Raw genomic sequence first — 25,594 nt, 5'->3', positions numbered from 1 at the left:
TCCAGTCTGCCCGGCAAGAGATGAGTGCGCCTCCCGGGACCGACGGGGCACGGGGTGTTGTTTCGCCGTACCGTGTCAATCGACGCCACGACAGTGAACTGCGGAGACGCGCATTGGTGCACCACCGGGACACCGGGCCACGGCCCTTCCTCCGGCGTGCCCGCACGACGATGGCGTCGTTTCTCACCGTCGTCGTGCTGTTCGCCGTCGCGGCGCCCGTCTCGCCTGCCGCCGCCGACACGGTCCGCGACCAGCAGTGGCAGCTCTCGTTCCTGGACGCTCAGGCGGCCTGGCGGTACGCCTCCGGTAAGGGCGTCACGGTCGCGGTCGTCGACTCGGGTGTCGACGCCACCCACCCCGACCTGATCGGCCAGGTCCTGCCCGGCACCGACTTCGTCGACGGCTCCACCGACGGGCGCACCGACGTCGTCGGGCACGGCACCGCGGTGGCCGCGTTCATCGCCGGGCTCAACGACACGAACGGCGTCGTCGGGCTCGCCCCCCGGGCGAAGATCCTGCCGATCCGCGTGCTCGACCCGCGCAACGAGTACGACTCGGCCGCGACGATCGCGAAAGCCGTGCGCTGGGGCGTCGACCACGGCGCCGACGTGATCAACCTGTCGCTGGGCAGCGCCGACACCGCCAAGGTGCTGACCGACGCGCTCGCCTACGCGTTCTCGAAGGACGTCGTCGTGATCGCGTGCGACGGCAACCTCTCCAACGACCGGGGCGCGAAGGTCTGGCACCCCGCGCGGGAGCGCGGCGTCGTCGCCGTCTCCGGCCTGGCGCGCACCGGCGGGTTCTGGTCCGGTTCGCTCCAGGGCCCGGAGACCGTGCTGTCGGCCCCGGCCACCGAGCTCACCGCGGCCGGCCTCGACCACGGGTACTGGAAGGTGCAGGGCACGAGCTTCGGCGCGCCGATGGTGAGTGCCGCCGCCGCCCTGGTCCGCTCGCGCTACCCCGACCTCTCCGCGGCCAACGTCGTCAACCGGCTGATCCGCACCGCCGACGACAAAGGCCCGGCCGGGCGGGACGCCCAGTACGGGTACGGCATCGTCGATCCGGTCGGCGCCCTCACCGAGGAGGTGTCGTCGGTCAGCAGGAATCCCCTGCTGACCAGTCATGCGGCCAACCAGGGCGGCAGCGCTCCGTCAGCCACACCAGCGCCGAGCGTTCCGTCGTCCGACGAGTCAGCGGTGATGGCACCCGGCCCGGCCGCGACCACGACGTCCCCGACAGCCGAACCAGTGCTGGCGAGCCGGATCGACAGTCTCCGGAGCCGAGCGCTCCTCTTCGGTGGTGCGATCGCGGCCATGCTGCTGCTGGCCCTGGGGACGGTCGGAATCGTCCTCGTGCGCCAGCCACCGAGGACCCGTCGGAAGGGATGGGACATTCCCCCCGACGATCACCGTCCGCCGCCCTGGTAGGCGGCGAGCGCTCAGCTCGCGGCCCGCGCGAGCGCGTCCCGGTAGGTGCTCCGGATCGTCTGCAGCCGAGGCCGCCGGAAGCGACCCGGTTCGGACTGCCGTAGCGTGCGGCCGCGGTCGGACCAGAAGCCGGCGCGCGGCACCTCGTCCTTGTCGGGCGGGATGAACTTGAGGACCTCGTCCATGGCCGCGACCGCGACGATCAGCGACTCGCGGGCCTCGGCGCTGAGCACCGGGCCCGGCTCACGGTCCGGACCGCCCGCGGCGGCTTGCGCGCAGACGTCGGCCACGTAGAGCCATTCGCCGGCGTCGAGCAGCTCCGACGGGTCGTCACCGCCGAACAGGACGACGTCACCGGGGCCGGGGAGCAGCGGCCGCTCGGGGAGGCGGAAGACGAACTCGCGGGGAGCCCGGCACCCCGAACAGGAGCCGGTGTAACGCCGAGCCGGAGATCCTTCGTCGGAAGTCAGGGCGCTGTCCCATTGGACGTCGCTTTTGCCACAGGAGGGACAAGGCCGCATATCCATGTAGAGATGGGCTTCGTCCCGGGTTCGAGCCACCGGTAATGCCATACCGGCAGAGTACCTAAATGCGAGGTTCGCGCGACCCCGCTCACCTGCGAAAACAGTTAGCTGAAGTGACAGGTGGACGCGAGGCGCACGTCGGTCACCACTGATGCAGGAGCGGGCATTCCCACGGTGGTTCGCCGGGCGGCGTATCAATCGAGATGGGCCACCGAATTGAAGACGGTCAGCCGGAGGCTCCACCCGCGCCGTTCCCACCGGGTGACCGATCCGTTCTTGATGCCGCCGGAGGCGGCGATCGCGGCCACGTCCGCTTCGACCAGACCTTCGATCACGTAGCGGAGCATCACGACGACCGAGTCGTGGGCGACGACGAGTACACGCCGGCCCGCGGCGGCTTCCCCCAGGTCGGTGAGGAAGCTGCGGAGGCGGATCGCCATGTCGGTGTGCGCCTCGCCACCGGGCGGGCGGTAGTAGAGGAAGCCGGTGGCTTCGCGGCGAGCGGCTTCTTCGGGGTGGTCCGCACGGAGGCGGGCCTCGGTCAGCAGCGTGAGGATGCCGATCTCGCGGTCGCGGACGCGGTCGTCGAGCCGGAACTCGGGGGCCCGACCGGCGGCGGTGAGCGCGTCGACGGCGGCCTGCGCGGTGTGCTGGGCTCGCTGGTACGGCGACGCGATGACCAGGTCGGGCGGGTTGTCGAGCGACGCGGCCCAGCGCCCGACCGCAGCCGCTTCGCGCCGGCCGCGGACCGACAGCGGAACGTCGGCGTCGCGCGCGGGCAGCCCGGTGACGTCGACGACGCCGGCCTGGTTCGCGGCGATCAGCAGCTCGTTCGACAGGCTCTGGCCGTGCCGGACGACGGTCAGCTCGGCGACGTCGACCGCGGGCGCGGGAAAGCCCGGGATGCTCATACGGTTCCGTCCGCGTGGACACGCCGGGGTGCGCGGCCGAGGACCAACGTGGTGAGTGCCTCCTCGATCGTGCGGCCGAGCAGCCACTCCGCGGTGTGGTCGAGCGCGAACACGCGCCCGGTGGTGTCGATCGCGAGGGTGGAGACGCCGTCGTCCTCGACGCCGAGCGGGAACAGTCCGACGTTCAGCGCCGCGCCGAGGCCACGCAGCGTGAGCCAGGTGGGCAGCGCCAGCTCGGGGTCGAGCGTGAACGTGGTGCGGGCGACGTCGACGCCGGGACCGTCCTGGTGGACGGTGAGTCCGCCGAACTCCGCGAGCGCCACCGACGCTTTCGGGGAGAACGTGTGCTGGTGCCCGGCCGGGGACGCCCAGGCGCTGAGCGTGAGCCCCCAGTGGCGGGCACGCTGCACGTCTCTGTGGCCCGGAGCCCAGCCGGAGGCGCGCAGCACCGTCTCGACCTGGTCGGTGAAGCGTGTCATGCGCTCACCGTCGTGATGCCGAACTCCTCCAGCAGCACCGTGCACGACCGGCAGGGTGGCTGGAATCGGCCGTGGGTGGGGTCGCCGTCCTCGCGGATGCGTGAGATGTGGATCTGTCCACCCTGGAGCGCCTCGCGGGCGTCGGCCACGGTGATCGGCCGCCCGGCCTTCTCTTCGGCATCGTGCAGCCGGTCGGAGATCAGCGCGACCTCCGCGCACCATCCGGCGTACCGCTCCCGCTTCTCGGCCGGCAGTTCGTCCAGCATGCGCGACACGAGCGGGTGCAGGTTCGGGGCGACGTCACCACGCATCGAGGTGTGCGAGTGCACGGTGCCACCGACGATCAGTGCACCCGCGGTCATCGGAAGCGGACGTGGTGCAGCGGACGCGGGCATGCGGTGGACCCTACCGTTCGGCCCTTCCGCCCGGCCGGGCGGAGTTGTCGTCGAAGGACGATGGCGGACGTCCTCACCACGTGCCGTCGTCGGTGACCCGGGGCGGTTCGAGGCCGGTGATCAGCGTCGTCAGCGCCGCATCCAGCGAGGGGCCGAGGAACCATTCGCCGGCGTGATCGACCGCGAAGACGCGCCCGCGCTCGTCGATCGCGAGCACCGCGTCACCGTCCCCCTCCACCCCGAGCGGGAACAGCTGGACACCGAGCAACCGGCCGAGGTCCCCGAGCGTCGCCGCCGTCGCGGCCGCCATCGTCGGGTCGAGCGCGAACGGTCGGCGACGGAGCTGGACACCGGGCTCGTCCTGACGGACGAAGATGCCGCCGAACTCGGCGAGGGCCGCCTCCGCCGCCGGGAACGGGACATGACGCGACCCGTCGGCGCCCGGCTGAGCGCAGACGATACGGATCGCCTCCGCGCTCGACTCCGGTACCTGACGGCCCTCGGCCCAGCCGCTGGCTCGCAGCACGGCCTCGACGTCGGCGGTGAACCGGCTCACTCCTCGCTCCAGAAGTCTTCCGGCGGGGCGACGTCGAAGCCGAAGTAGGCAAGCATCGCCAGACACGACAGGCACGGCGCACCCGTCACCGCGTCCTGCGGGTCCGCGGGCTCGCGGACCCGGTAGGTCACCAGTTCCGCACCTCGGAAGACCCGTTTGCGCGCTTCGTCCAGCGTGGCCGGCTGGGGGCGACGGGCGTCCTCGGCGAAGAGCGCGGCCGAGAGCGCGCTGATCTCCGAACAGCGCTCGTAACCGCGTTCCCGGAACTCCAGCGGGAGCCGCTGGAGCGCGTCACGCACCAGCGGGTGATGCTCCGGCGGGGTGTCGCCCTTGACGCTGCGCGCGGTGACCGGCGGACCGTCGAGCAGGAGATAGGTGATCGTGGCCGGGGTGCCGACGCGGCTCAGGTCACGGCGGACCTGCGCGAGCTGCGAGCTCCTCTGGGTGGCGCGGTACTGCTGAGCGACGACCTCGACCGGCATCGCCGGCCACACCGACAGCTCACCGGTCTCCCGGTCGATGACCCCGCGCCCGGCGCCGAGCTGCGGCTCGTCCGAGGTGCCCCAGACCACGAAGCCCGCGTCGAACTCGTAGAGCTGCGGGGAGAGGTCGGGGCTGCTCTCGGCGATCCAGCGTGCGGCGATCCGGCGCGCTTCGTGGTGGGTGATCACAGCAGGACTTCCAGCGACCGGACCCACTCCGCCGGCACGGGCTTGTCGGAGACGAGGCCGAGTTGGGGGTCCACCCAGAGGATCGTGTTCTGGTGGTTGACCGCGGCCGAGGTGCGCGCGGTGCCGTCGGCCCAGCCGATGACGAGCGCGGCGAAGGCGCCGTGGCCTTTGGCTTCGAGCTCCGCGGCGATCTGTTCGAAGGTTTCGCGCTTCTCGAGGCGGCCGTTGAGCGTCTTCTCCAGGCGCTCGCGTCCGGACGGTTCGCCGCGCAGCGGTAGGCGCGTGGTTCCGCTGCGGTGGGCGTCGACGATCCGCGGCACGGCGACGCGCGGGCGTCCGCGGACGTAGGTGTCGTAGAACGCGAGCGTGGCGTCGACGCAGTTCTGGGCGCGGCTCTGGTCGGCCCGCCGGCCGACGCCGTTGAGCCGGGAGAGCCAGGCGGTGGTCGGCTCGGGGTGCGTGCCGCTCGGTAGCGCTTGCTCGAGCGCGTTGTGCTCGGCCTGCAGCGGGCGCCGGTGGCCGGGCGGGATCTCGTAGTCGTGCACCAGCGCCACCGCCGCGCCGTTGACCCAGCGGCAGAGCTCCGGTCGCAGCCCGACGAGGTCGATCAGCTGCTCCCGGCAGTCCAGCCGCGACCCGATGGCTTCGGCGGCACACGCGGCGGCTTCCCGGTCCATGCGCTGCGCGTCGCTGCCGAGCCGCTGGTACTGATCGACGAGCGACTGCTGCCGGGCGGCCAGTTCGACCGACTCGCTGACCCGCTTGTCCCGCTCGTCGGCCAGGGTCCGCAAGTGGGCCCCCAGCTGCCGGAACCGCTGTTCGGCCCGGTCCAGCCAGTCGCGCAGCTGCCCGACCTGGCCCTGCCCCTCGTCGGCGCCGTCTTCCGGCTGCTGCGCGATCCACGCGTCCCAGGCCGCGATGTCACGCATGGCGCCCTGCGCCTGCTGCGACAGTTTCTGCTGCTCACCGGCAACGGCATTGGCCTCGGCCGTGATCTGCTGCAGCTCCTCGGCGAGAGCGGTACGCCGGTGCGCGGTCCACTGCCAGGTCGCACGCGCCTCGTAGGCGTGGTCGCGCGCGAGTGCGGCCTGTCGACCGAGCTCGTCAGCACGATTCTCGGCCGCGATGGCGTCCCGGCCGGAGCGGTGGGCCTGGACTTGAAGCTCCACGTCGGACCGGCGACGCCCGGACTCGAGCGCTTGGGTGCGCTGGAGGGTGTCCGGGGGCGGGACGGGTGGCGGCATGAGGAGGCGGATAGCGCGCGGAAGCCGATCGGCGACGGCTTGGTGGTAGTCCCGCTGTCCCCCGAAGGGATCGTTTTTGAGTGGGGGGTCGGGGGTGGGTTGATGAAGGAGGGAGAAGAGCGGGTCTGGTGTCGCGGCGGGGGTGTTTGGGGCGGGGGTGGGCGGTGAGGTGCTCTCGGCGGAGCCGGTCGTTGGGCCTTTCTGTGCGGAGCCGGTCGTTGGGCCTTTCTGTGCGGGGCCGGTCGGTGCGGGGCCTTTCTGTGCGGGGCCGGCCGGTGCGGGGCCGGCCGACGCCGGGCCGGCCGACGCCGGGCCGGACGGACGGGCGATCGGCGCGGAGCCGGTCGGCGGGACGCTTGGGGCGGGGGTGGTCGACGGGCCGCGCGGGGCGGGAATGGTCGTTGACGGGAGGCTCGGGGCGGGGGTGGCAGCTCGGGCGGCCGGCGCTGAGTTGGGGGCGGCCGCTGCGGTGCTGGTGGGGGCGGCGCGATTTGACGCCGGAATGCCCGTGGCGGAGGCGCGGGGGGTGCTTGAGATGGGGGCGCTGGTGGGCGCGGAGCGGGCGGACCCAGGGGCCCCTCCGGCCGGCCCCGTCGACACGGTGCGACCTGGCGCAGCGTCGCTCAGGGTCGAGCCGCCTGAAATCGAATTGCCCGGGGTCGAATTGCCCGGGGTCGAGTTGCCCCGGGTCGAGGAGCCTGGGGCCGGTTTGCCCGATGGCGAACCGCCCGCCGTGAAGCCCTCCGGCGCGGAGCCACCCGACGCGGAGCCAGCCGGCGCGGAGCCACTCAACGCGGGGCCACTCAACGCGGGGCCACTCAACGCGGAGCCGCTCGACGCGGAGCCGCTCGACGCGGAGCCGCTCGACGCGGAGCCGCTCGACGCGGAGCCGCTCGACGCGGAGTTAGCCGAGGTCGATGCGCCCAGGCCCGTGGCGTCTTCGGACGAGTCGGGAGCGAAGGCGCGCGCGAGAGGGCTGGTCGGGACGCCGCCAAGTGGAGCCGTGATCGAATCACGTCGCGACGAGCCCGACCGCTTCGGACGATCCAATCCCGCTGCCGACGAATCACCGTCGGCGCTCGACGCAGGACTGCTCGGAGCCGGGCCGCTCCGCGAAGACTTGGGCTCGGACGGCTGCGCAGGCCGCGGAATCTGCGGCGAGGACAAGAACGCATCCGACAGAATCGGAAGCAACGTGGTCGGCGCGGCCGCCGGAATCGCCGCGGAAGACGGCGCCCGCTCACCGGACCGCGGAGCGGGAACAACCACCCGCGCCTCATCGACACCCGGCGCTTCGTTCGCACTGCGCGCCTCGGCCGTGCCCTGCGCCACGTCGGCATCCCGCGCGATGTCCGCACCATGCGCACCGTCCGCATGGTGAGCACCGTTCGCAAAATCCGCACCGTGCGGACCGTGAGTGACGTCCACACCGTGCGCAACATCCGCACCTCGCGCAGCGTCTGCACGATGAGCACCGTCCGCATCTCGCGCAACGTCCGCACCTCGCGCAACGTCTGCACGATGAGCACCGTCCGCACCTCGCGCAACGTCCGCACGATGAGCACCGTCCGCACCTCGCACAACGTCCGCACGATGAGCACCGTCCGCACTACGCGCAACGTACGCACCATGCGCGCCTTGCGCTTCGTCCGCCCCGTACGCCTCATCCCTGCCCTGCGCCACGTGAGCACCCTGCGTCACGTCGGCACCCTGCATTTCGTTCGCATCAACGGAAAACGCCTGAGCGAGCGGGACGCGCAACGCATCCTTCGACGGCTCCACCGGAGGCGCAGCCTCCGGCGCCGAGCTGTCCTGCGCGGGACCGTCCAACAACGGACCCTGCGGCGCCCGACCCTCCAGCGCCGAACCCTGCGGCGCCGGAGCGCTCACGAACTCCGGCGGGGTAAGCAACTCCGGCGGAGTAGGTCCAGGCTCAAAATCGGCTGGATCGGGCATACGGTACGGCTGCGTAGGGTCGTCAACAAACCGCCGGCGCCGATCAGCGACCATCCGCGCAGTCGTATCCTGCAATGCAGGCGTGTTCTGCAACGTGGGCGGCCCGGCCTCCACGTCCGGATCCGCCGCCAAGCGGAAATCCGACCGGGTCCACCGCGACCGCTGCCCCCGCCCATCGCGGTCCCCGTGAACGAGCAGCAACGCCCGGGGCATTCCCGTCGGCGACGCCGGACCCTCCGGTAAGGACGGCTCCGAACTGCTGGCCGGTAGCGCAGGTCCCGCCGACCACCGGGTCGCACCCGGGTCCTCCTCCGGCGGACCAAGACGCTCGACGTCGGGGTCACTGCCCTGTTCGGTCACGCGACCGTCGACGGCGGAGGATTCCACGTGCACACGGTACGCGTGTGACATCCGCTGCGTCCGGTCATCGTGACGCGCGGAACCGCAATATCCAGTTCTGTGGGCCTAATTTTCGTAGCGGCGAGGCTACCCCATGTGTTCGTCCCTCCCTTCGATCTCGCGGGCGCGTCGCACGAACTTGTTCTCGGCGCCGGGCGGTGGGTCGATGTCGAGGTGGTGGACGAGGTAGTCCGGGGCATCGTTCGGTTGCGGCTCGGCGTCGGCGGCATACTCCAGCGTCCACGCGTGATGCAGACGCGCGAGCGCGGACATGCGCTCGACGACGTCGGGATGCGGCCGTTCCACGCTGACCCCTCTCAGTGCTGCAGCCACTCCGCCAGCAGTTGCTCTTCGGCGCGCGCACCGTCACCCCACGGGTCGCGATCGCGCGAACCGTGGCCCCCGACTCCGGCTGGCACCGCGCGCCGAGCGTCGAACTCGGCGACCCGGCGGTCGAGCTCGTTGGCCGCGGCGTAGACCGCGGTCCGTCCCGTTTCCGGCCCAGCGCGCATCGCCATGCGCACGACCGCCGCAACCGCAGCCCGAGCAGCCATCCGCTGCGCTCTGGCCATCGCGCTGACATCCGCCGCCGGGCCGTGCAACCGCGAAACCAACCGACTCCCCGGCGCGGACGGCGACAACAACTGGTGCGCCTCGGGAAGCGCCGCCGGATTGTCGGTGACCAGCGTCGCCGGCTGCTGTGCCCGCAGATGCCGCCATCCACCGGGCGTAGGCGGCCACTGCACCCACAACGCACGCCGACGCGCGAAGTCCGGCGCGAGCCGCCCGACGATCCACGGCACGACGTCGTCAGCAGTGACGAACAAGAAGCGGACATCATCCGTGGCGAGGGGGTTGAGTCGCCGCAAAACCCGATCCACCGCCGCGACCAAATAAGGAGCAGTCCACCGCGTCGCGACGTCATGAGCCGAAGCAATCGCTGCGAGCTCACCGGGCTCCCCCAACCCATGAGCCTCCGCCGCTCCCCGAACAGCCCCCTCCCGCCCCGAGTCAGAACTCAGGCGCTCCGGTCGTACAGGCCCAGAAAAGTCGCCTCGGCCGGCAACTCCACTGCCATGCGATCCCGGAGGAACGCCGCCGCTTCCTCCCGGGACACCGGCCGGAGAATTGACCGGTAACGGTCCTGAGCCAGGTACTCGACCGAATCGACTTCCCACTCCCATTGCGGGAGCAATGGTGTCACCGATCGATGGCCTTTCGGACCGCTGACCAGAACCGTCACTCCCGAGGCCGGACGATCGAAGCCCTGGAAGTGATCCAGGTAGTAATGCACTGCCGTCCCGCTCAACGGGGTGGGAGCCAAGTGCTCCGCGTTCGCCCGTGGGTCCGGCGGGGGCAGCTCCGGATAGATCTGCGCTCCTCCGGGGTCCCGGCCCTCCGCCACCGCCGCCAGATATCGGTTGATGATCACTCGCGGTGGATAGGACCCGTGCGATGTGATTCGGCCGGTGCTCTCCTCGAGCACCAATGTCGCTTTGCCCGGCTGTCGCGCCTGCTCGGCTTCCTCCAACGTCCCGGGAATCGACCGAAGCGCCCAGCCGTGCGGGAACCGGTGCATGCTCCACCGCAAGCCTGGACGGAAGACGCGATCCAGGTAGGCCTGCGCCGCTTCCCTCGTATCCAACGGTTCCGTCACCGTTGACCCTCCCATCCAGCTCGACCGTGATGTAGGACAACTTGACCGCGTCCAACACCAGATCATCCGGCGGCGTATCGGACGTCGTGCCTTCCTGCGGGTCCCACCAGACCGGGCCATCCGCGCCCAGAGGGAAGACCACAACCGTCGCGTGCGATTCCCCGTGAAGTGGCCGGTTGTCGACGTCGAACAGCAGACCGTTCTCGTCGGCGTTCTGCCAGACGTTCACCACCAGCGCCGCAGATCCTGGACCCAGTTCAGCGACGTGGTCGTGCAAGGCCCAGAACTGTTCGGTCATCGTCGGCAGATGATCGTGGTGCAACCACGTATCCGCATCGAGCCATCGCATGGCCCGCTCGATGCCACGCAACTCGCCCATCGTCGTTCCATCCGGCCAGCGCGCCAGCGAAACCTCGGGACGCCCGTAGAACGACGAAATCGCGGCGAGCGAGCAGTCCAGACAGTTGATGTCCCGTCCCGGTTGGGTCGGACCACCGTCGTTGATCAAGGTGCCGTAAGGATGGAAGCGAGGATCTGCTCCGACCAGAGCACCATCGACCGAGCTCAGAACCTTGTCGACCGCCGACTGGTAGGCCCGGTTCTCGAGCCGACGTAGTCGCTGTTTACCGAATCCTCGGGTCAACTCGAGGGGGAACGCGGGATCCTCACGAGCGAACGGCCCGGCAGGCCCGAAGTACGGCGCCCCGCCTGCGGGTTCCGCAGGCGGCTCTACAACGGATCCAGACCCGGCGGCTCCCCCTTCCACCGGAAGAGCCACCGAATCGTCTCCTCGTCCGGCAACAGCTCCCCACCCGTGATCCCCGGCGTAACCCCCTCCGCTTCCGCCCGGCTCACCGAGCGAATCCGTTCGGAGTTCTTGCGCTTGAACAGGATCCGATGAGCCGCTCCCGGGTTGTAAACCCATGCCTTCTGGGTGTGGTCCCACAACAGCGCGTCGGGCGTCTCCGTCTCCAGCACTACGACGCCCGAAGCCTCCGGGTCGGCGGCGCTGCTCCTGTAGAGCGCGTAATAGGCGAGTGTCACGAGATGTCAACTCCTCGTCGGCGGCAGAAGATCGAAGCCACAGGTCATGGTCGTCGAGGTCGAACTCGACCATCACATCTCGAAGCGCGAGGTTCTGTTCCCTCAGCCAGTCAAGGTAACCATCGAACAGCACCGGGTGCTCAGCGATCCACGATTCAACTGTCTCATCATCGAGCGACCAGATCGACGCCAGAACTGGTGGCCGGCCCACCATCTCCGGATTGCCCAAGTCCTTATGAGCCGCCAACAGCCGCAGCAGCGCATGAACTTTCCGGACAGGCGGCTCGTTCGGCGCCTCCATCACCCTGTCGAGCGCAGCGACCGCAGAAGCTACTCGCGCAAATTGATGCGTTGGCAGATGAAGATCGAATAGCCGACCACCAGGCGACCGCATAGTTACGACAAGTCGCCGATGAACGTTTCCTGATGGCCACGAGTCGATGGCCCTAGTCGGAACGTATCCGATCTGGATTAGATCATCGACGAAGTCGCTCAGCGCATCCATATACTCCGCGCCGTCGGGCAGACCTACTCGAAACTCCACTAGATCGCTCCGGCCAGCTGTGAAGTCGGCCGGCCCGTTGAAGAAGTGTTTCTCGTCCTCGTAGTCGAAGACCAGCGAAGTCGCGCTCCGCACCTTCCACACCGGCGGCGACCACAATGCCTTCTGCGTGCCAGGAGCACCCGTCGCATTGGCAACCGCACGTATCAGGTCTCGTTCAATATCCGGCGCCGCAGCGGCGGCGGCCTCGACCTCTTGCTCTAGGTCAGCCCGGGCGTCAGCCGAGACCGCGGATTTGGCCGGCTTGGGAGGCCGACCGACAGACACTGGCGGAGTATGGGTGCCGAACAGGGCTCCAGGGAGCAGGTCGCGCCCCAGAGCGGCACGGAACAACGCCAACTGGCCGAATGTCTCGGGGATCTTCCCGGCGCGATGAACTAGCACTCCCTCATGTCCGCCGACTACCCAGCTCCCATCCGCAAGCTCGCGTATGTCAGCGGCCAGTGCTGCACCCTCGCGGCGCTCTGGCGACCAGTCGTTGGGCCAATCGCTCAAAGCCTCATCAGGAGAGTGGGGGACTATCGGCACGAGTGCCACCCGAGCTAGACCTAAACCATCCGCTCGGCGCGCAGCAGCCAGCCGCCTGTTATCGATACTAACGAGTGAGCCATCGCCCCACTGGACTCCGTGCAGCGGCGGCCCCTGCCACTTTTGTGAAATCGCCGCCGCAAGCTCATCGATCGTCAGATTGCCCCTGGCTCTCCTACCAATCGATCGCTGGGTGAATTTGATCTCCGAGGGATCAACCATCCGAATGAGCGGCTCCGCCTGTCGAATAGCGCGACGAAGCTCATCAGTCTCTGCGTCCAAGTCGGCAAATCCAAGATCAGCCAGCGCGCCCGGCCGTACGCCCACCGACGCCGATGCGGTCGGCTTCATCATCTGCCGAGGTGACACCGCCACGACATCCGACGGCTCAGTCCCAGCCGGCGCATCCGGCCGATACGAGGCGCCGAGCCACCGCACCCCCTCCCACTCCGCCCCCACCAATGCGCGCCGCCCGACCCAACCGCGCCCAACCCCTGACCACCCGGCCAGCGCCACTTCGTCCGGACTCGGATATCCCGGCGAACCAAACTCCGCCCGCCCCTTCCGACGCAAAATCAGATCGGCGGCCGATACTTGCCGCTCCAAATCCGCGAGCACCGCCTCCGGCGCGACCCCGGGATATTCGCCCGCCACCGCCTCGAGCCCGTCCTGCGGAACCAATTCCCCGGCAAGCCATCGCCGCACTACCGAAGCCTGCACAGCAGCCCGGCCACGCTCGACACCCAATCGCGAGAACACCGATTCGGCAGTCATCGGCGAACTCCAATAGAATCCGCTGCGCGCCCACGCATAGGCCCCCGCGTCCACGGCGCGCACCTCGACGCGGGAAACCCCAGACTCAACCAACCATTCTTCCAACGCCGCATTGAACGTCGTCACAAATCCAGCGCCACTCTCGTTCATCCGGAGCTGTTCCAGACGCGCGTAAAGCTCGCCGGACGCATCTCTATTGACCGAGAAATGCACGACGCCAACCCGCCGCCCGTCCCCATTGACCACGTCGAGCCGTACGACCACCCGAGCCGAATCAGCATCAACCGCCCCGACCCGCAACTCGAATCCGGCGTAGGTCACCTGCGCCAACCGCGAAGAAACTGCAGCAGCGATCAGGTCCCGATCATTTCCGGCTCGGGGAACCAATGCCGAAGCCGGCCGCGGCGGCAACCGCCGCACTCCGGCGTCCGCGAGATACCGATCCAGCTCATCAAGTTCGCGAGACAACTCGACGCTGCCTCCCCGGCTCAACGCCCGGATCAGATACCGCCGCTCGCTGAGCCGCGCCTCGAGTAGCGAGTCCGCCCCCGCGCGGCGACCCACTATCCGGTCCAGCGCCCTTCGGAAGAATCCACGCGGAGCCTTCTCTTGCAGCGCCGCTGCAATTTCATGCACCCACACGCGTGCGAGATGTTCCGGCGCCACCCGCGCATTCACTGTGACGACATTACGATTCCTCCCGACCGCCGTCGCCGCCACTTCCTGCATCCCGACCGCTACCGCGCCTTCGAACCGAATCGACCGCCCGTCCCGCAAACGAACCGTCACGACCTCGCCGACATCGATCGCATCGACCAGCCGCCCCTTGAAGTCCGCCGGCCGCACCTGCGACGCCGCGGCCAACAATTCTCCCGGCTCGAGGTCAGGTAGGTGGGCGGCCCGTCCATCAGGCGCGAACGTCGTCAGTGGCACCGATGGTGCCGCCGGTGACCCGCCTTCCGACCTTCCGTTTTCCTCGATCGACGCCATTCCGCGTGCCACCGTAGGAATGTCACCAGCTCGAACCGCCTGCCCGCTCGGATCCAGCACGATCGACCAGACCCCGTCGACCGCGTACTCGAAAAGTGGACGAGTCGACACCGCGCCGATCTGGGCATCGATCCAATGAATAGTCCCGTTGTGGTTGACCGCATTCCACGCGTGCGAGCCACCACCATGACTGGGCGCAACGCTGGTGATAAGCACCGCAGAGGCCCCATGCCCGGCCGAGAGCAACTGCGCACTCAGCGCCGGAAACGCCGTATCGGCCGAAGCGCCCTGGTACTCGAACTCGGCCCCGAGCGTCTCCTCCGCCCGCTGCCGCCCATCAGTCTCCCCAGCCGTCGAGGGCGTCTTGTCTGCGTGGTATTCGGCGTTACGCGGTGCCGATACCTGAGGCTTTCCTTGCCAAGTACCGAGCAGACTCAGCGCCGTATCAAGACAGTTGTTGGCACGGAACGGCGTGGCAGCCGGTCCCCCGTCGTTGACCAACCCGAGCCACCGGTTGTACGGGTCCGGGAAGCGCACCGGATTCCCATCGCCGTCTCTCGGTATAGCGTCTTCCAGTGCCGCCTGATCTGCTGTATCGGGCCTTGCTAGACCACCATCCCGACCTATTAGCCTCCCCTTCGCAGAGTCCACCAAAGTCGGTTGGATCGAAGGAGGTAACCCTCGACGAGGCGCCGGCCCCGCATTAGCCGCGCTAACATCGAGTTGTATTAACAGCTTAGCGCATGAAGCGCACGGATTTTTATGAGCGCCGTGGCTGTGTCTCATCTCGATACCGACCGAAGCAATCTGCGCCCCAGCTAACGCCAATCGGGCAGCACCAAGAAATTCGTTTGGCGGTCCGGCATAGCTTTGCCCAAACTCGTAGAGAAAGTCGGAGAGAAGTGCCACTTCCGCACAACTACCGTGCCATTCTGGCAATAGGTTGCGCGCAGCCAGGTCCGCCTTGATGCCGTCGAGGAGTGGCGTCAACTGCGGATGAGAATTTGCTAGGCCGCTGCGGATGCTCGTGTGTGTCCTGATAACGCCATCGCGGGTTATCAGCGCCCCGGCAGTCTTCGGCATCGCTCGCCGGCGCTTGGTCTTGTTTCGTATCCGGCTGGCAAGTGTCAATTCAACGGCATCAGCGAGCCTCCGCGCGGCGTTAATCGCCTGCTGCGCCAGATCCCCGTTTGGGTCGCCTTGCTGTTTGGCGAGCTCGTACGACTGCGATCCACTCGCTGTAGGACCGGTGGACTGCCTAAGCATTCGCGCCGGGTTGTTCCCACTGCCGGGCAGTGGACCTTTCGCTCCCGGCGAGCTGGTTGGATGAACGAGGTGCCCACCAGCCGCCTGGGCGGCTGGAATTCCAACAGCATTTTCAGGTGCGGACTCGGCCAACGGACTCGTTCGCGGCTGGTGTGCCGGTTGACGGCTGCTTTTCTCCTCACCGTCCAGTCGATTGCCATTGGGCGGAGTAGGAGAGGTCAGCGAGCCAGTCGGTTCGGCCAGGTCACTTATATGAGAAGGATTTGGTGACGTCGTGTAGTCATATCGAGTTTGCAATGGCGCCACGGTGGGCTGATTCACCGTTAAGCCACCTGATTCTCTGCCAGGAATCGCCATTGGAGTCGCAGCGCTTGTGATGGAACCTGCCGGGACCATGGGCGCTGGTGATGATCCGCCTCTTATTGATATCGCCGGATCGGTGCCACCATCAGCGAGCAGAACAACAGAAGGCGACGAGTGAGCCGCCGGCACAGCAAGCGAGTCGCCCGCAATGGAATCGGGCTCCGGCGTCCAGACCGCTTTTGCAGCGAAGGCTGGCTCCGCATCGGGCGACAATGCAGCTGTGATGGGGGTGCTGGCCGCGTTTGGGTTGACGCTCGCGGTGGTGGCAGGCGTCTGCTCTGCAAGGACGGCCGACGGCGACTGGACCGGCTCCTCGGCTTGACCGACCTCCAGGACTGTTGAAGTGCTGGTGTCGAGAGCGTTGGGAAAGGGCTGATGGGCGGTGGGGACGCTTGGATCAAGTGCGGCGGGATGGGAGCCGAGGAGGGTTTCGCGGAAGGCGGTTGGGCCGCCGGTCAGATATGCGGCAGCCAACTGCGCTGGGGAGATCGTGTTCGCGCGGCTCGCGCCGGCTAGCGCTGAGCTCATGATCGAGTCGGTCGGGTAGTCCCAGTTGCCGTAAACGACCCCGTTCGCGATCCAGCTCGACGTCGGCGATGTCACCGCGTTGACGAGTCCGACGGACACCGCCTGGCCGGGCGTCCCGGCGAATTGTTTTCCGAGGCCGCCGAGGTGCGTCGAGGGTGAGTTCGCGCGATCGATGCCGCGGTTGATCCGGTCGATCGTGGCGTCGGAGAGCCGGTCGGTCACCAGACGCCCGGCTCGATTCTTCGCCCATCGCACTGCGGGGGCTACACCCATCCCGATCGGGACACCGGCGGTTGCTCCGATCGCCGCGGCTGCTGTCTTGGAGCCGTCCCAGCTGGTCCGACGTCCATTGGCCATCTGAATGGCCTGGCTCAGACCGTCGACGAGGACGACTTCCTCGAGCACTTCCTCGACGAGTTCCTCGACTGCTTCCTTGCCGAGCTTGCGAAGGCCCTCGCGGGTCACGACCATCTTCAGCAGTTCCTTGCGCAGCTCCTTCGCGACGACCTTCCGCGCGATGTTGCGGACCAACTGCCGGAACGACTGCTGAACCGCGATCCGGCCGCCGGTCATGATCGGCTGAATGGCGACGGCCGAGCCGCCTCCGGTGAAGAACGCACCGATCAGAGCGGTGAAGACACTGATGATCGTGATGATGACGGTGATCAGCGTCGTCAGCTTGTTGTACTGCAGCTCCAGCGCGGCATGGTCACTCATGTCCGCGAGCGAGCTCGCCATCTCGGCGACCGCGCCCAGACCGGACTCATACGACTGACCCAGCACCTCCCACAGCCCGAGGAACGCGTAGCCGGAGTCGCCTCCCCAGGCCGCCATGAGTTCGTTGACGACGGGGCCGGCGTCTTGCATGGCGTCGGAAAGTGCTTGGGCGACCGCACCCCATTCCTCGGCCAGGACCCACAGGTCGTCCTCATTGCCCTCGGGCCATGGGTTTCCTGCGGTGACTCCACAGATGAAGTCCCACACGTAGTCGTATTCGCCGAAGTCCGGCTTCCAGACAGCCATCGGCTACGGCTCGATTCCGGTCATTGCGCCCCCCAATGCGCCCGGTTTCGTCAGGTGTCGCTCGGCGGATTTCCAAGCTGACCCGTCAGCTTGGAAATCGCCTCACCCACTGCCATGTCGACGTCGACGGTGCCGTCGATGGCTCGCGTGACGATCGGCCCGACGTCGGTGAATACGTCGGCATAGCGGGTTGCTGCGTCGAGCGTTGCACTCGCGGCTCCGTCGCCGCCCTTGTTGTAGTTCTTCACGAACTGGGTGCCGGGCTCGTCGTCACCCCAGACCTGCGTCCCTTTGGCTTGGATCGCCTTGATGCGCGCCACCGACGCGTCGAGCTTTGCCTTCAGATCGTCGGCGATGGAGGCGAGCTGGATGGCGGCCCGCGCCGCTTGCTTCGGCCGCAGGAAAGTGCTGCCGTCGGTCATCGGAAGGCGTCTCCACTCATCACCTCGTTGTCGAGGCGGGTGAAGAACGAGTCCAAGTCACCATCGAGCTGCGCCCGCAGATCCTGCTGCGGAAGGAACGGACGACACAACTCGAGCGTCCGATCGGCAACCTGGCGAGCGCCCTGCTGGATGGTCTCGGTGATCGTCGAGGCGAGCTTCCGCGAGTTCGGATCTCGGTAGATCCGCGGGTCGAGCTCAAGCTTGACGAGCTGGCCACGCGGACCGACCGTCGCCGTAACCAGACGATCATCGGACTGGACGACCACTCGAATCGCCCGCAGCTGCTGCTGCAACTCGGTGACACCGGAGCGTAGACGATGAAACTCTTCCATCAATTCGTCGGCCCGCGCCTGTAAACCACGTGTGTCCACGACGTGATGCCCTTCTGTGCGCGGCCCCGCCCTATCAGGAAAGCAGCCGAATGATCTTTCCGGGCCTAGTTGGATGACCTGAGTGGTACATGTGTGGCTGCTTAGTCTCAGTGCGGATTGAAGAGACTGGTGTTCTTCGCTTCCTGTGCTGACATGATTTCCGCCGAACGAACGACGGCGCCCTTGATGCTCGTCAGCAGCTGGGTCAGGTCGGCGGATGCTCCGTCCCACTCCCGCTTCCGGACGAGATACGCGGCTTTCGCCGGCCCATCCCACGTGGCGACCAGTGGCTGGACGCCCCGCTCCAACGCGTCCAGTTCGGCGCTCAGCTTGTTGATCGCACCCTGGATGTCTTCCGAGGCCTTCATGAGGGAAGCGAAATTGACCGCGATCTCGTCGGATTGGTACGGCATGGCGTCTCCCCGGCTCAGAGCTGCAGCGCAGCAGTGATCGAGCCGGCCGTGGCGCCGGCGGCATCCATTTCGGACTTCATCTCCTGGTCGCTCACGCTGTAATTGCGACCGGACGTGCCGACCGCCTCGGCCATCGAGCGGAGTGACTTGTTCAGGCGCCCCATGTCCTGGTCGAAACGGTCGCGGACCTGCTGAAATGACGCGCCACCCTGACCGAGCCACGCTGACTGCAGCGGCGTCAGCTCACTCATCAGAGTGGTCAGCGTGAAAGTGAGCCGGTCGGCGACGTCGTCGACATCCTTCTCGGACTTCACCATCGTGGCGGTGTTCGCGCGCATGTTGCTCCTCACCCCGTTGGATCGCTGGCGGCGACGGTAGTGATCGACCGCCGCAGGAGGCGGCTATCCACCGCGACCTCCGCAGCTACACGCGGGGCTGTGGAAAACGGTTCACACGATCGACAGGAGCGCTAACTTTCTGTCAACGGCTAGGGCCGGAGCAGACTGTAGATGCCGACGCCGGCGAGAGCGAGGACGGCCACCATGACACTGGCGAACGCTGCGCCTGCGAGCCGGCGAAACGGCATCTGCGCGGGGTCGGTTTCGCGCATGACCAGCGCGGACACGAACCGCTGAACGAGGAACTGGTACGACTGCAACTGGTCTTTCTTGGAGGCCATCGCACGCTCTCCTCTCGGTGCAGTGGAATCACCATAAAGAGTGGGGTTCTCGGACAACAGGCAATCGCAGGGATCGGCTGGGGTGGAGACTGAGGTGGTTGGTCTCGCGAGGGAGGGAGGAGCCATCGTCAGCCGCGAGGAAGCTGCGGAGTTGGCGTCTCGATGGCTCGGGGTGCCTGGGGACGACGTCGAACTACGAGAGTTCGACGAGGGGTGGGTGGCTTTTCGGGCGGTGGCTGATACGGCGGCGGGGGTGTTGCCGGATCGGGTGGGGGACGCGCGGGTGGTGGTGGATCGGGCGACGGGGAAGGTCACCAGCTGGCCGCCGTTGCCGGTGGAGGAGATCATCGCGCGGAGCCGATCGGCGCCTTCGGGGCGTTTTCCAGGGGACGTGGAAGCGCTGTTGCGAAAGGCCGGTTGGTATCCCGGCCGGTCTCTTCCCGACGCCGACCTGGACCGCTACGCCGAGCGCTTGTCCGCCCTTACAGCTGATGAAGAGATCAAGCTGACGATCACCGGCTCCGCCAGGCGATTTCTGTCCGAGTTCGGCGGGCTGACGGTCGGTGCCGCACATGTCAAGCCCGCAAGCTTTCAACCCCGGCCGTCCGAGCCGGACATCGACTCGTTCCTCTTCGTGGGCGAAGATCTTGCGCAGGCGATCACACCGATCGGCGTGATCGACGATGACGATTACCCCGAGGAGATTGTGCTCTCATCGGATGGTCGCGTCTTCTTGACTAACTTCAGCGGAGCGTACCTGTTGGCCGAGTCGGTCGACTGGGCAATGGTCCGACTGATTCGGGGCCGAAGTAGCCTGCTGCCGCTAGTAGGCGAAGACGGGCAGATTCACTACGTAGACCGTCTCGGCAACCCGATCGATCCGACTACTACTCGGGCCCCCTCAAACGGTGAGGGACTGGACGTAGCCGAAGAGGCCGAGGACTCCGCAGATCAGCGGAACGACAGCTAGTACCAAGGCCACATCCAACAACTCGGCCAACCGGCCGAAATACGGCGACGGCGGCCGTCGGCTGTAAACCACCCCAGCCGCCAACACCACTCCCCCTACGCCCACGAACACCAACGGCGCCACCGACTCGTCAAGCACGAACAGCGTGACGCACCCCGCCCCGACAACCCCCGCCACCAGCAGCGGCACCCGTTGACGAATCGTCGCCAGCAGCCGCGCCCGCAGCACCATCGCCGAAGCGACCACCCCGACGAGCACCGCCGCCGTGATGTCACGGGTCCGCGTCAGCACCAAGAATCCGACACCGACCACCACTGCCACTCCGAGCAGCGACCCGGTCAGCACGTCGTCGGCTCGAGCGACCGCCGCGTACACCGCCCGGCGGCTCGGGCCCGGCGACACGTCCGCCATCAACTCGTCCGCCGACCGCGGCAACGTCGGCAGCGGCACCCGGCCCATCCGCATCGCCACCAGCGGCAACATCGGAACGACGAGCAGCGCCACCCCGACCACCACCGCTGCCGCTCCTCGGGCCGGCGTCCCGGGCAGCCCACCTCCCAGCACGCCGAACAATCCGGTCACGAAACCGCCAACGAAGACGAACCCCACGTCACCAACCGCCAGGTAGCCGAGCGACGCCACCACGAGGAGACACACCGACCCGAAGAGCACCTGCTCAGCGGTGAGCCAGCCCATCCGCGTCGATCCCGCCGCGAGTACCGCACCGCCGACGAATCCATAGGGCAGGCCAACGACCGACACGACCGCACCGGCGACCGAATCCGAGAGCACCCGCGACAGCAGGCCGCCGATCCCGACGAACGCCACGGCCATCGCCAGCAGCACGACACCTACCGCGGACGCCGGACCCGCGGAGAGCACAGCGACCAGCCCGAACATGAACAGCGACGCCGCGAAGACCAGGCCGGTGAGCCGCGTCGCCGCCGGAGACCACGCCCGCCCCTGCCGGCGCGCGCCGGTGGCCACGGCGTCAGCGAGATCGTCGTAGTCCAGCTCGGGCCACTCGGTGCGCTGCGGCACGAGATGCAGCACCTCGCCGTCGCGAATTCCCTGCGTGCCCAGTGGTTTCTCCGGGTCCAACGGCTCACCGTCCGACCGCCGCAATGACCAGCCGCCGTGCGTCTGCCCGTCGTCGGCTAGCCCTTCGCCGGCGAGACGTAAGACGGTCGGAAGCAGCTCCGCGAGAGGCGGAGCCTCCGGCAACGCGAGGTCTACGCGGCGGCGAGGCGCGGCGAGCGTGATCCGAGCGAGCCCGTCTGCGCTGGTCGTCGACACCGGACGCTCCTTTATCCACAACCCTGTTCACGATCGAGACGCCTGTCACCGCACTTCTTTACGATAGGTGACACCAGAATCACCCGGAGGGAGGATCGGTGGGCACAGTCATCGTCAAGCGGCCACCGCGTCGCCCCGCGCCCGGGTTCCCGGAAGGCGAGCTGATCCTGGACGCGCCTCCTGCGATCCCGCCGCCCAGCGGTCGCGCGTGGGGTCAGGCCATGATGATGCTGCCGATGCTCGCCGGTTCTGCGGCAATGGCCCTGATGTTCGCCGGCACCGGCGGCGCGGGCAGCACGCTGCGCTGGGTGACCGGCGGCCTGTTCGGCCTCTCGGCGATCGGCATGCTGAGCACGCAACTCGGGTCGTACTCCGGGCAGCCGAACAAGCAGCAGATGGCGTCGCAGCGCCGCGAGTACATGCGTCACCTGGCTCAGCTGCGCCGCCGCACGCGCACGGCTGTGCAGACGCAGCGCGAAGCGATGTTCTACCGCCATCCGGAGCCCGCCACGCTGTGGACCACCGCGGCGAGCTACCGCCTATGGGAACGCCGCCCTGCTGACGACGACTTCGCGGTGGTCCGCATCGGCCTCGGCCCGCAGGATCTGGCCACCCCGATGGTGCCTCCCGCGATCACCGCGTCCGATGATCTGGAGCCACTCTGCGCCCAAGCTCTCCGCCGGTTCGTCACCACGTACGCCGTCGTCCCCGACATGCCGGTGGCTCTGGCCCTGAACGGCTTCGCCCGGATCTACTTACGTGGCGACAGCGCCCACGTGCACGGACTGGCCCGTGCGTTGCTGGCCCAGGTCACTACCTTCCACGCTCCGGACGACGTGCGCGTGGTCATCTGTGCGGCACCCGACCGGCTGGTCCGCTGGGAGTGGGTCAAGTGGCTTCCGCACGCGCAGCACCCTGAGCGCACCGATGCGCTCGGCCCCGTACGGCTGGTCGCGCCTACCGTCATGGCCGCGGAGGCGATGCTCGACGACCTGCTCTCCGGGAGGCCTCGATTCAACCCGACCGGTGCCGGCCAAGAGGTGGCACCGCATCTCGTCGTTCTCCTCGACGGCGCTGATCCGGCCGGGTCCGATCACCTGGCGACCGACAACGGCATCGAAGGCGTGACGCTGATCGATCTGGCGGCCCCTCCACTCCGCCTGCTCGACGCGACGGTGCTGGTACTCGACGTCGATCGCACCGGCCGGCTCCGCAGCACCACCATGGAGGGCGACGCCGACATCGGCTCCGCTGACGAGCTGGGCACCGCTCAAGCCGAATCGCTGGCGCGGCAGCTCGCACCCCTGCGGCTCTCCGCGGCCGCCCGCGGCGAACGCCCGCTCACCGCGGAGATGGAACTGGCGGAGCTCCTCGGCCTCGGCGAGCCCCGGCAGTTCGATCCGGCCAATGCGTGGCGTCCCCGGCCGAGCCGCGAGCGACTCCGGGTTCCGATCGGCGTCGGGCAGAACGGCGCCGTGGTCGAGCTCGACCTGAAGGAATCGGCGCAGGACGGCATGGGCCCGCACGGTCTGCTGATCGGCGCCACCGGCTCGGGGAAGAGCGAGCTGCTGCGCACACTCGTGCTCGCCCTGGCCACCACGCACTCGTCGGAGTTGCTGAACTTCGTCTTGGTCGACTTCAAGGGCGGCGCGACGTTCACCAAGCTCGACCGGCTGCCGCACACCAGCGCGGTGATCACGAACCTGGAGGACGAACTACCCCTGGTCGACCGCATGACCGACGCGATCAACGGCGAGATCCGCCGTCGCCAAGAGGTGCTCCGCGCCGCCGGCAAGTTCGAGTCGGTGCGCGACTACGAGAAGGCCAGAGCAGCTGGGGCACCGCTCGATCCGCTCCCGAGCCTGCTGATCATCTGCGACGAGTTCAGCGAGCTGCTCAGCGCCAAACCCGACTTCATCGACATGTTCGTGCAGATCGGCCGCCTGGGTCGCTCGCTCGGCGTCCATCTGTTGCTCGCGTCCCAGCGTCTCGAGGAAGGGCGCCTACGCGGACTCGACGGGCACCTCTCCTACCGCATCGGCCTGCGGACGTTCTCCTCGATGGAGAGCCGGGTCGTTCTCGGCGTCCCCGACGCCTACGAGCTACCCCGCGCCCCAGGCCACGGATACCTGAAGTTCGGCACCGAGGAGATGACGCGTTTCCGCGGCGCGTACGTCTCCGGCGTCTACCGCGAAGGCGGCCGCCGGGCCAAGACCTCGAGTGCTGAGAGCACGCCGGTGCGGCCGTTCTCCACGGCTTACCAACCGCTTCGCGGCGAGCTGAAGGACGAGAGCGAACCGCCGGTTCCGGATCCGGACGAAGGCGTCGGCGAGAGCCTCCTCGACATCCTGGTCGAGCGGCTGCAGGGCCGCGGCGTACCGGCACACCGGGTATGGCTACCTCCGCTCGACCAACCCGCGACACTCGACCAGTTGCTCCCACCGCTGGCGGTCGAGCCCGGGCGGGGGTTGACGGTCACCGACCCCAGCCGCCGCGGGGCGCTCCGAGCCGTCGTCGGCCTCGTCGACCGTCCGCTCGAGCAGCGCCGCGACCTGCTCACGCTGGACTTCTCCGGTAGCCAGGGGCATGCGGTGGTGGTCGGGGGCCCACAGAGCGGCAAGAGCACGCTGTTGCGCTCGATCGTCGCCGCGCTCGCGCTCGGTCAGACGCCGCGGGAAGCCCAGTTCTACTGCCTCGACTTCGGTGGCGGAGCCCTCGCCGCGCTGCGCGACCTTCCGCACGTCGGTGGGGTGGCGAGCCGTCTGGAGCAAGGCAAGGTACGCCGGACCATCGCCGAACTGCGCACACTGCTGCTCGACCGGGAGCGCCGATTCGCGCGCGAAGGCATCGACGGCATGTCCACCTACCGACGACGTCGGGAGCAAGGCGAGTACGGCGACGATCCGTTCGGCGACGTCTTTCTCGTCGTCGACAACTGGCTGACGCTTCGCAACGACTTCGAGGAGCTCGAATCCCAGGTCACCGACCTGGCGAACCGCGGCCTCTCCTATGGCATCCACGTGCTTATCAGCGCCTCCCGGTGGATGGACGTGCGACCGGCGCTGCGGGACGTCCTCGGTACGCGGCTCGAGCTTCGTCTCGGCGAGCCCTCCGACTCCTATCTGGATCGTCGAACCGCTCTGAACGTTCCCGACAGCACGCCTGGGCGCGGCATCACCGCCGATAAGTTCCACTTCCTCGGAGTCCTTCCGCGCGTGGACAGCCGGTCGGAGACCGCCGACCTGAGTGACGGCGTGGCGAAGCTCGTGCAGGACATGGCGAACGCCTGGTCCGGTCCGACCGCTCCCCCTGTCCGCCTGCTGCCGGCCGAGGTGCCGTACGCGTCGCTGGTCGGTCCGGAAACACTCATCGGGATCGCGGAGTCCGACCTCGGTCCGGTCTCCGTCGACTTCACGGCCGACCCGCACTTCCTGTTGTTCGGTGATTCCGAATCCGGCAAGACCGCGTTCCTGCGTCAGCTCGCACGGAGAATCACCGACGCCCATGCGCCTGACGAGGCCCGGTTGATCGTCGTCGACTACCGCCGGACGCTGCTCAACGAGGTCTCACCCGGCCACCTGATCGGATACGGCTCGTCCGCGCCGGTCACCGAGCAGATCGTCGACGAGGTGGCCACCGTGATGCGTAACCGGCTCCCCGGGCCGGACGTCACCCCCGAGCAACTTCGCGAGCGCACCTGGTGGCGTGGTCCTGACCTGTATTTCCTCGTGGACGACTACGACCTCGTGTCGTCCGGGTCGACCAACCCCCTCGGCCCGCTGTTCGAACTGCTCGCACAGGCGCGCGACGTCGGGCTGCATCTGATCGTCGCCCGGCGCAGTGGCGGGGCCGGCCGGGCACTGTACGACTCGCTCCTCTTGCGCCTGCGCGAGCTCGGCTCGCCCGGTCTGGTGATGTCCGGTGACCGGGACGAAGGCGTCCTGCTCGGCAACGTTCGCCCGCAGGCACTGCCTCCCGGACGGGCCTGGTTCGTCACCCGCAAAGAAGGCTCCCGTCTGATCCAGCTCGGATGGCTGCCGCCGTCCAGCTGATGGCCGCCGTGAACCTGCGGCGTGAGTCACCCGTGGTAAATCCGCACGCTCAGCGACAGCAGGAATGGGGAGC

The 25,594-nt window shown here is 68.1% G+C and carries 18 protein-coding genes and 1 pseudogene; 4 read left to right on the top strand and 15 right to left on the bottom strand.

Going from position 1 to position 25,594, the window contains the following annotated elements:
- Window positions 1-170 precede the first annotated feature (170 nt).
- Window positions 171-1,427 carry a type VII secretion-associated serine protease mycosin gene (mycP, locus tag CRYAR_RS01495; RefSeq protein WP_084701696.1) on the top strand — a complete coding sequence of 419 codons (1,257 nt, stop codon included), beginning with the start codon at window positions 171-173 and terminating at the stop codon, window positions 1,425-1,427.
- 11 nt (window positions 1,428-1,438) lie between these two features.
- Here the strand turns inward: mycP and CRYAR_RS01490 are convergent, their stop codons facing one another.
- The 7 genes from CRYAR_RS01490 to CRYAR_RS01460 all read right to left on the bottom strand — a co-directional run bounded on the left by CRYAR_RS01490 (window position 1,439) and on the right by CRYAR_RS01460 (window position 6,207).
- Complete coding sequence (locus tag CRYAR_RS01490; RefSeq protein WP_035847822.1) at window positions 1,439-1,999, bottom strand: hypothetical protein; 561 nt, start codon at window positions 1,997-1,999, stop codon at window positions 1,439-1,441.
- 146 nt (window positions 2,000-2,145) lie between these two features.
- A complete protein-coding gene (locus tag CRYAR_RS01485; protein WP_051569587.1) occupies window positions 2,146-2,862 on the bottom strand; it encodes a histidine phosphatase family protein in 717 nt (238 codons plus the stop codon).
- Window positions 2,859-3,341 (bottom strand): SUKH-3 domain-containing protein, encoded by a 483-nt coding sequence (locus CRYAR_RS01480; protein WP_035847819.1) that lies wholly within the window; start codon window positions 3,339-3,341, stop codon window positions 2,859-2,861. Before CRYAR_RS01480 ends, CRYAR_RS01485 begins: the two co-directional genes overlap by 4 nt.
- Window positions 3,338-3,736 carry a YwqJ-related putative deaminase gene (locus tag CRYAR_RS01475; protein ID WP_035847816.1) on the bottom strand — a complete coding sequence of 133 codons (399 nt, stop codon included), beginning with the start codon at window positions 3,734-3,736 and terminating at the stop codon, window positions 3,338-3,340. Before CRYAR_RS01475 ends, CRYAR_RS01480 begins: the two co-directional genes overlap by 4 nt.
- 73 nt (window positions 3,737-3,809) lie before the next feature.
- Entirely contained in the window at window positions 3,810-4,292 is a 483-nt protein-coding gene (locus tag CRYAR_RS01470) for an SUKH-3 domain-containing protein (RefSeq protein ID WP_051569586.1), read from the bottom strand.
- Window positions 4,289-4,963 carry a YwqJ-related putative deaminase gene (locus CRYAR_RS42510; RefSeq protein WP_051569585.1) on the bottom strand — a complete coding sequence of 225 codons (675 nt, stop codon included), beginning with the start codon at window positions 4,961-4,963 and terminating at the stop codon, window positions 4,289-4,291. The genes CRYAR_RS01470 and CRYAR_RS42510 overlap by 4 nt, the downstream gene beginning before the upstream one ends.
- Window positions 4,960-6,207 carry a toxin glutamine deamidase domain-containing protein gene (locus tag CRYAR_RS01460; RefSeq protein ID WP_035847814.1) on the bottom strand — a complete coding sequence of 416 codons (1,248 nt, stop codon included), beginning with the start codon at window positions 6,205-6,207 and terminating at the stop codon, window positions 4,960-4,962. Before CRYAR_RS01460 ends, CRYAR_RS42510 begins: the two co-directional genes overlap by 4 nt.
- 535 nt (window positions 6,208-6,742) lie before the next feature.
- Between CRYAR_RS01460 and CRYAR_RS48405 the strand changes: the two genes are divergently transcribed.
- Entirely contained in the window at window positions 6,743-7,588 is an 846-nt protein-coding gene (locus tag CRYAR_RS48405; RefSeq protein ID WP_245620369.1) for a hypothetical protein, read from the top strand.
- 1,061 nt (window positions 7,589-8,649) lie between these two features.
- On the opposite strand, the gene CRYAR_RS01455 is transcribed toward CRYAR_RS48405, so the two are convergent.
- The 7 genes and pseudogenes from CRYAR_RS01455 to CRYAR_RS01410 all read right to left on the bottom strand — a co-directional run.
- Complete coding sequence (locus CRYAR_RS01455) at window positions 8,650-8,868, bottom strand: hypothetical protein (RefSeq protein ID WP_035847812.1); 219 nt, start codon at window positions 8,866-8,868, stop codon at window positions 8,650-8,652.
- 11 nt (window positions 8,869-8,879) lie between these two features.
- A complete protein-coding gene (locus tag CRYAR_RS46695) occupies window positions 8,880-17,297 on the bottom strand; it encodes a toxin glutamine deamidase domain-containing protein (RefSeq protein ID WP_157017238.1) in 8,418 nt (2,805 codons plus the stop codon).
- A 50-nt stretch (window positions 17,298-17,347) separates the two neighbouring features.
- Window positions 17,348-17,719 carry a hypothetical protein gene (locus tag CRYAR_RS42500; RefSeq protein ID WP_051569583.1) on the bottom strand — a complete coding sequence of 124 codons (372 nt, stop codon included), beginning with the start codon at window positions 17,717-17,719 and terminating at the stop codon, window positions 17,348-17,350.
- Window positions 17,716-18,111, bottom strand: coding sequence for a YbaB/EbfC family nucleoid-associated protein (locus CRYAR_RS01425; protein WP_035847804.1), 396 nt, complete (start codon window positions 18,109-18,111; stop codon window positions 17,716-17,718). Before CRYAR_RS01425 ends, CRYAR_RS42500 begins: the two co-directional genes overlap by 4 nt.
- 107 nt (window positions 18,112-18,218) lie before the next feature.
- Window positions 18,219-18,524 (bottom strand): WXG100 family type VII secretion target, encoded by a 306-nt coding sequence (locus CRYAR_RS01420; RefSeq protein ID WP_035847801.1) that lies wholly within the window; start codon window positions 18,522-18,524, stop codon window positions 18,219-18,221.
- Between the two features lie 14 nt (window positions 18,525-18,538).
- Window positions 18,539-18,862 carry a WXG100 family type VII secretion target gene (locus tag CRYAR_RS01415; RefSeq protein ID WP_035859993.1) on the bottom strand — a complete coding sequence of 108 codons (324 nt, stop codon included), beginning with the start codon at window positions 18,860-18,862 and terminating at the stop codon, window positions 18,539-18,541.
- A gap of 152 nt (window positions 18,863-19,014) precedes the next feature.
- Window positions 19,015-19,203, bottom strand: a pseudogene (locus tag CRYAR_RS01410) (type VII secretion protein EccB); the annotation flags it as partial.
- 82 nt (window positions 19,204-19,285) lie between these two features.
- On the opposite strand from CRYAR_RS01410, the gene CRYAR_RS42495 reads away from it, so the two are divergent.
- Window positions 19,286-20,173 (top strand): SUKH-3 domain-containing protein, encoded by an 888-nt coding sequence (locus CRYAR_RS42495; RefSeq protein ID WP_051569582.1) that lies wholly within the window; start codon window positions 19,286-19,288, stop codon window positions 20,171-20,173.
- Here the strand turns inward: CRYAR_RS42495 and eccD are convergent.
- Window positions 20,105-21,469, bottom strand: a complete 1,365-nt coding sequence (gene eccD, locus CRYAR_RS01395) for a type VII secretion integral membrane protein EccD (protein ID WP_035847795.1) — start codon at window positions 21,467-21,469, stop codon at window positions 20,105-20,107. The genes CRYAR_RS42495 and eccD overlap by 69 nt on opposite strands.
- A gap of 98 nt (window positions 21,470-21,567) precedes the next feature.
- Here eccD and CRYAR_RS01390 point away from each other — a divergent pair, with 98 nt between their 5' ends.
- Entirely contained in the window at window positions 21,568-25,521 is a 3,954-nt protein-coding gene (locus tag CRYAR_RS01390) for a type VII secretion protein EccC (RefSeq protein ID WP_035847793.1), read from the top strand.
- The last annotated feature ends 73 nt before the right edge of the window (window positions 25,522-25,594 follow it).

Origin of the sequence: Cryptosporangium arvum DSM 44712 (assembly GCF_000585375.1) — a bacterium.
GTDB classification, from domain to species: domain Bacteria; phylum Actinomycetota; class Actinomycetes; order Mycobacteriales; family Cryptosporangiaceae; genus Cryptosporangium; species Cryptosporangium arvum.
The sequence above is the reverse complement of the archived record's forward strand: the minus strand, read 5'-3'. Positions and strand labels throughout refer to the sequence as shown.

Bases quoted from the DNA above. Each gene is read 5' to 3' on its own strand.
- mycP (WP_084701696.1), top strand. From the start codon at position 171: ATGGCGTCGTTTCTCACCGTCGTCGTGCTGTTCGCCGTCGCGGCGCCC.
- CRYAR_RS01490 (WP_035847822.1), bottom strand. From the start codon at position 1,999: ATGGCATTACCGGTGGCTCGAACCCGGGACGAAGCCCATCTCTACATG.
- CRYAR_RS01485 (WP_051569587.1), bottom strand. From the start codon at position 2,862: ATGAGCATCCCGGGCTTTCCCGCGCCCGCGGTCGACGTCGCCGAGCTG.
- CRYAR_RS01480 (WP_035847819.1), bottom strand. From the start codon at position 3,341: ATGACACGCTTCACCGACCAGGTCGAGACGGTGCTGCGCGCCTCCGGC.
- CRYAR_RS01475 (WP_035847816.1), bottom strand. From the start codon at position 3,736: ATGCCCGCGTCCGCTGCACCACGTCCGCTTCCGATGACCGCGGGTGCA.
- CRYAR_RS01460 (WP_035847814.1), bottom strand. From the start codon at position 6,207: ATGCCGCCACCCGTCCCGCCCCCGGACACCCTCCAGCGCACCCAAGCG.
- CRYAR_RS48405 (WP_245620369.1), top strand. From the start codon at position 6,743: ATGGGGGCGCTGGTGGGCGCGGAGCGGGCGGACCCAGGGGCCCCTCCG.
- CRYAR_RS46695 (WP_157017238.1), bottom strand. From the start codon at position 17,297: ATGGCTGTCTGGAAGCCGGACTTCGGCGAATACGACTACGTGTGGGAC.
- CRYAR_RS42500 (WP_051569583.1), bottom strand. From the start codon at position 17,719: ATGACCGACGGCAGCACTTTCCTGCGGCCGAAGCAAGCGGCGCGGGCC.
- CRYAR_RS01420 (WP_035847801.1), bottom strand. From the start codon at position 18,524: ATGCCGTACCAATCCGACGAGATCGCGGTCAATTTCGCTTCCCTCATG.
- CRYAR_RS01415 (WP_035859993.1), bottom strand. From the start codon at position 18,862: ATGCGCGCGAACACCGCCACGATGGTGAAGTCCGAGAAGGATGTCGAC.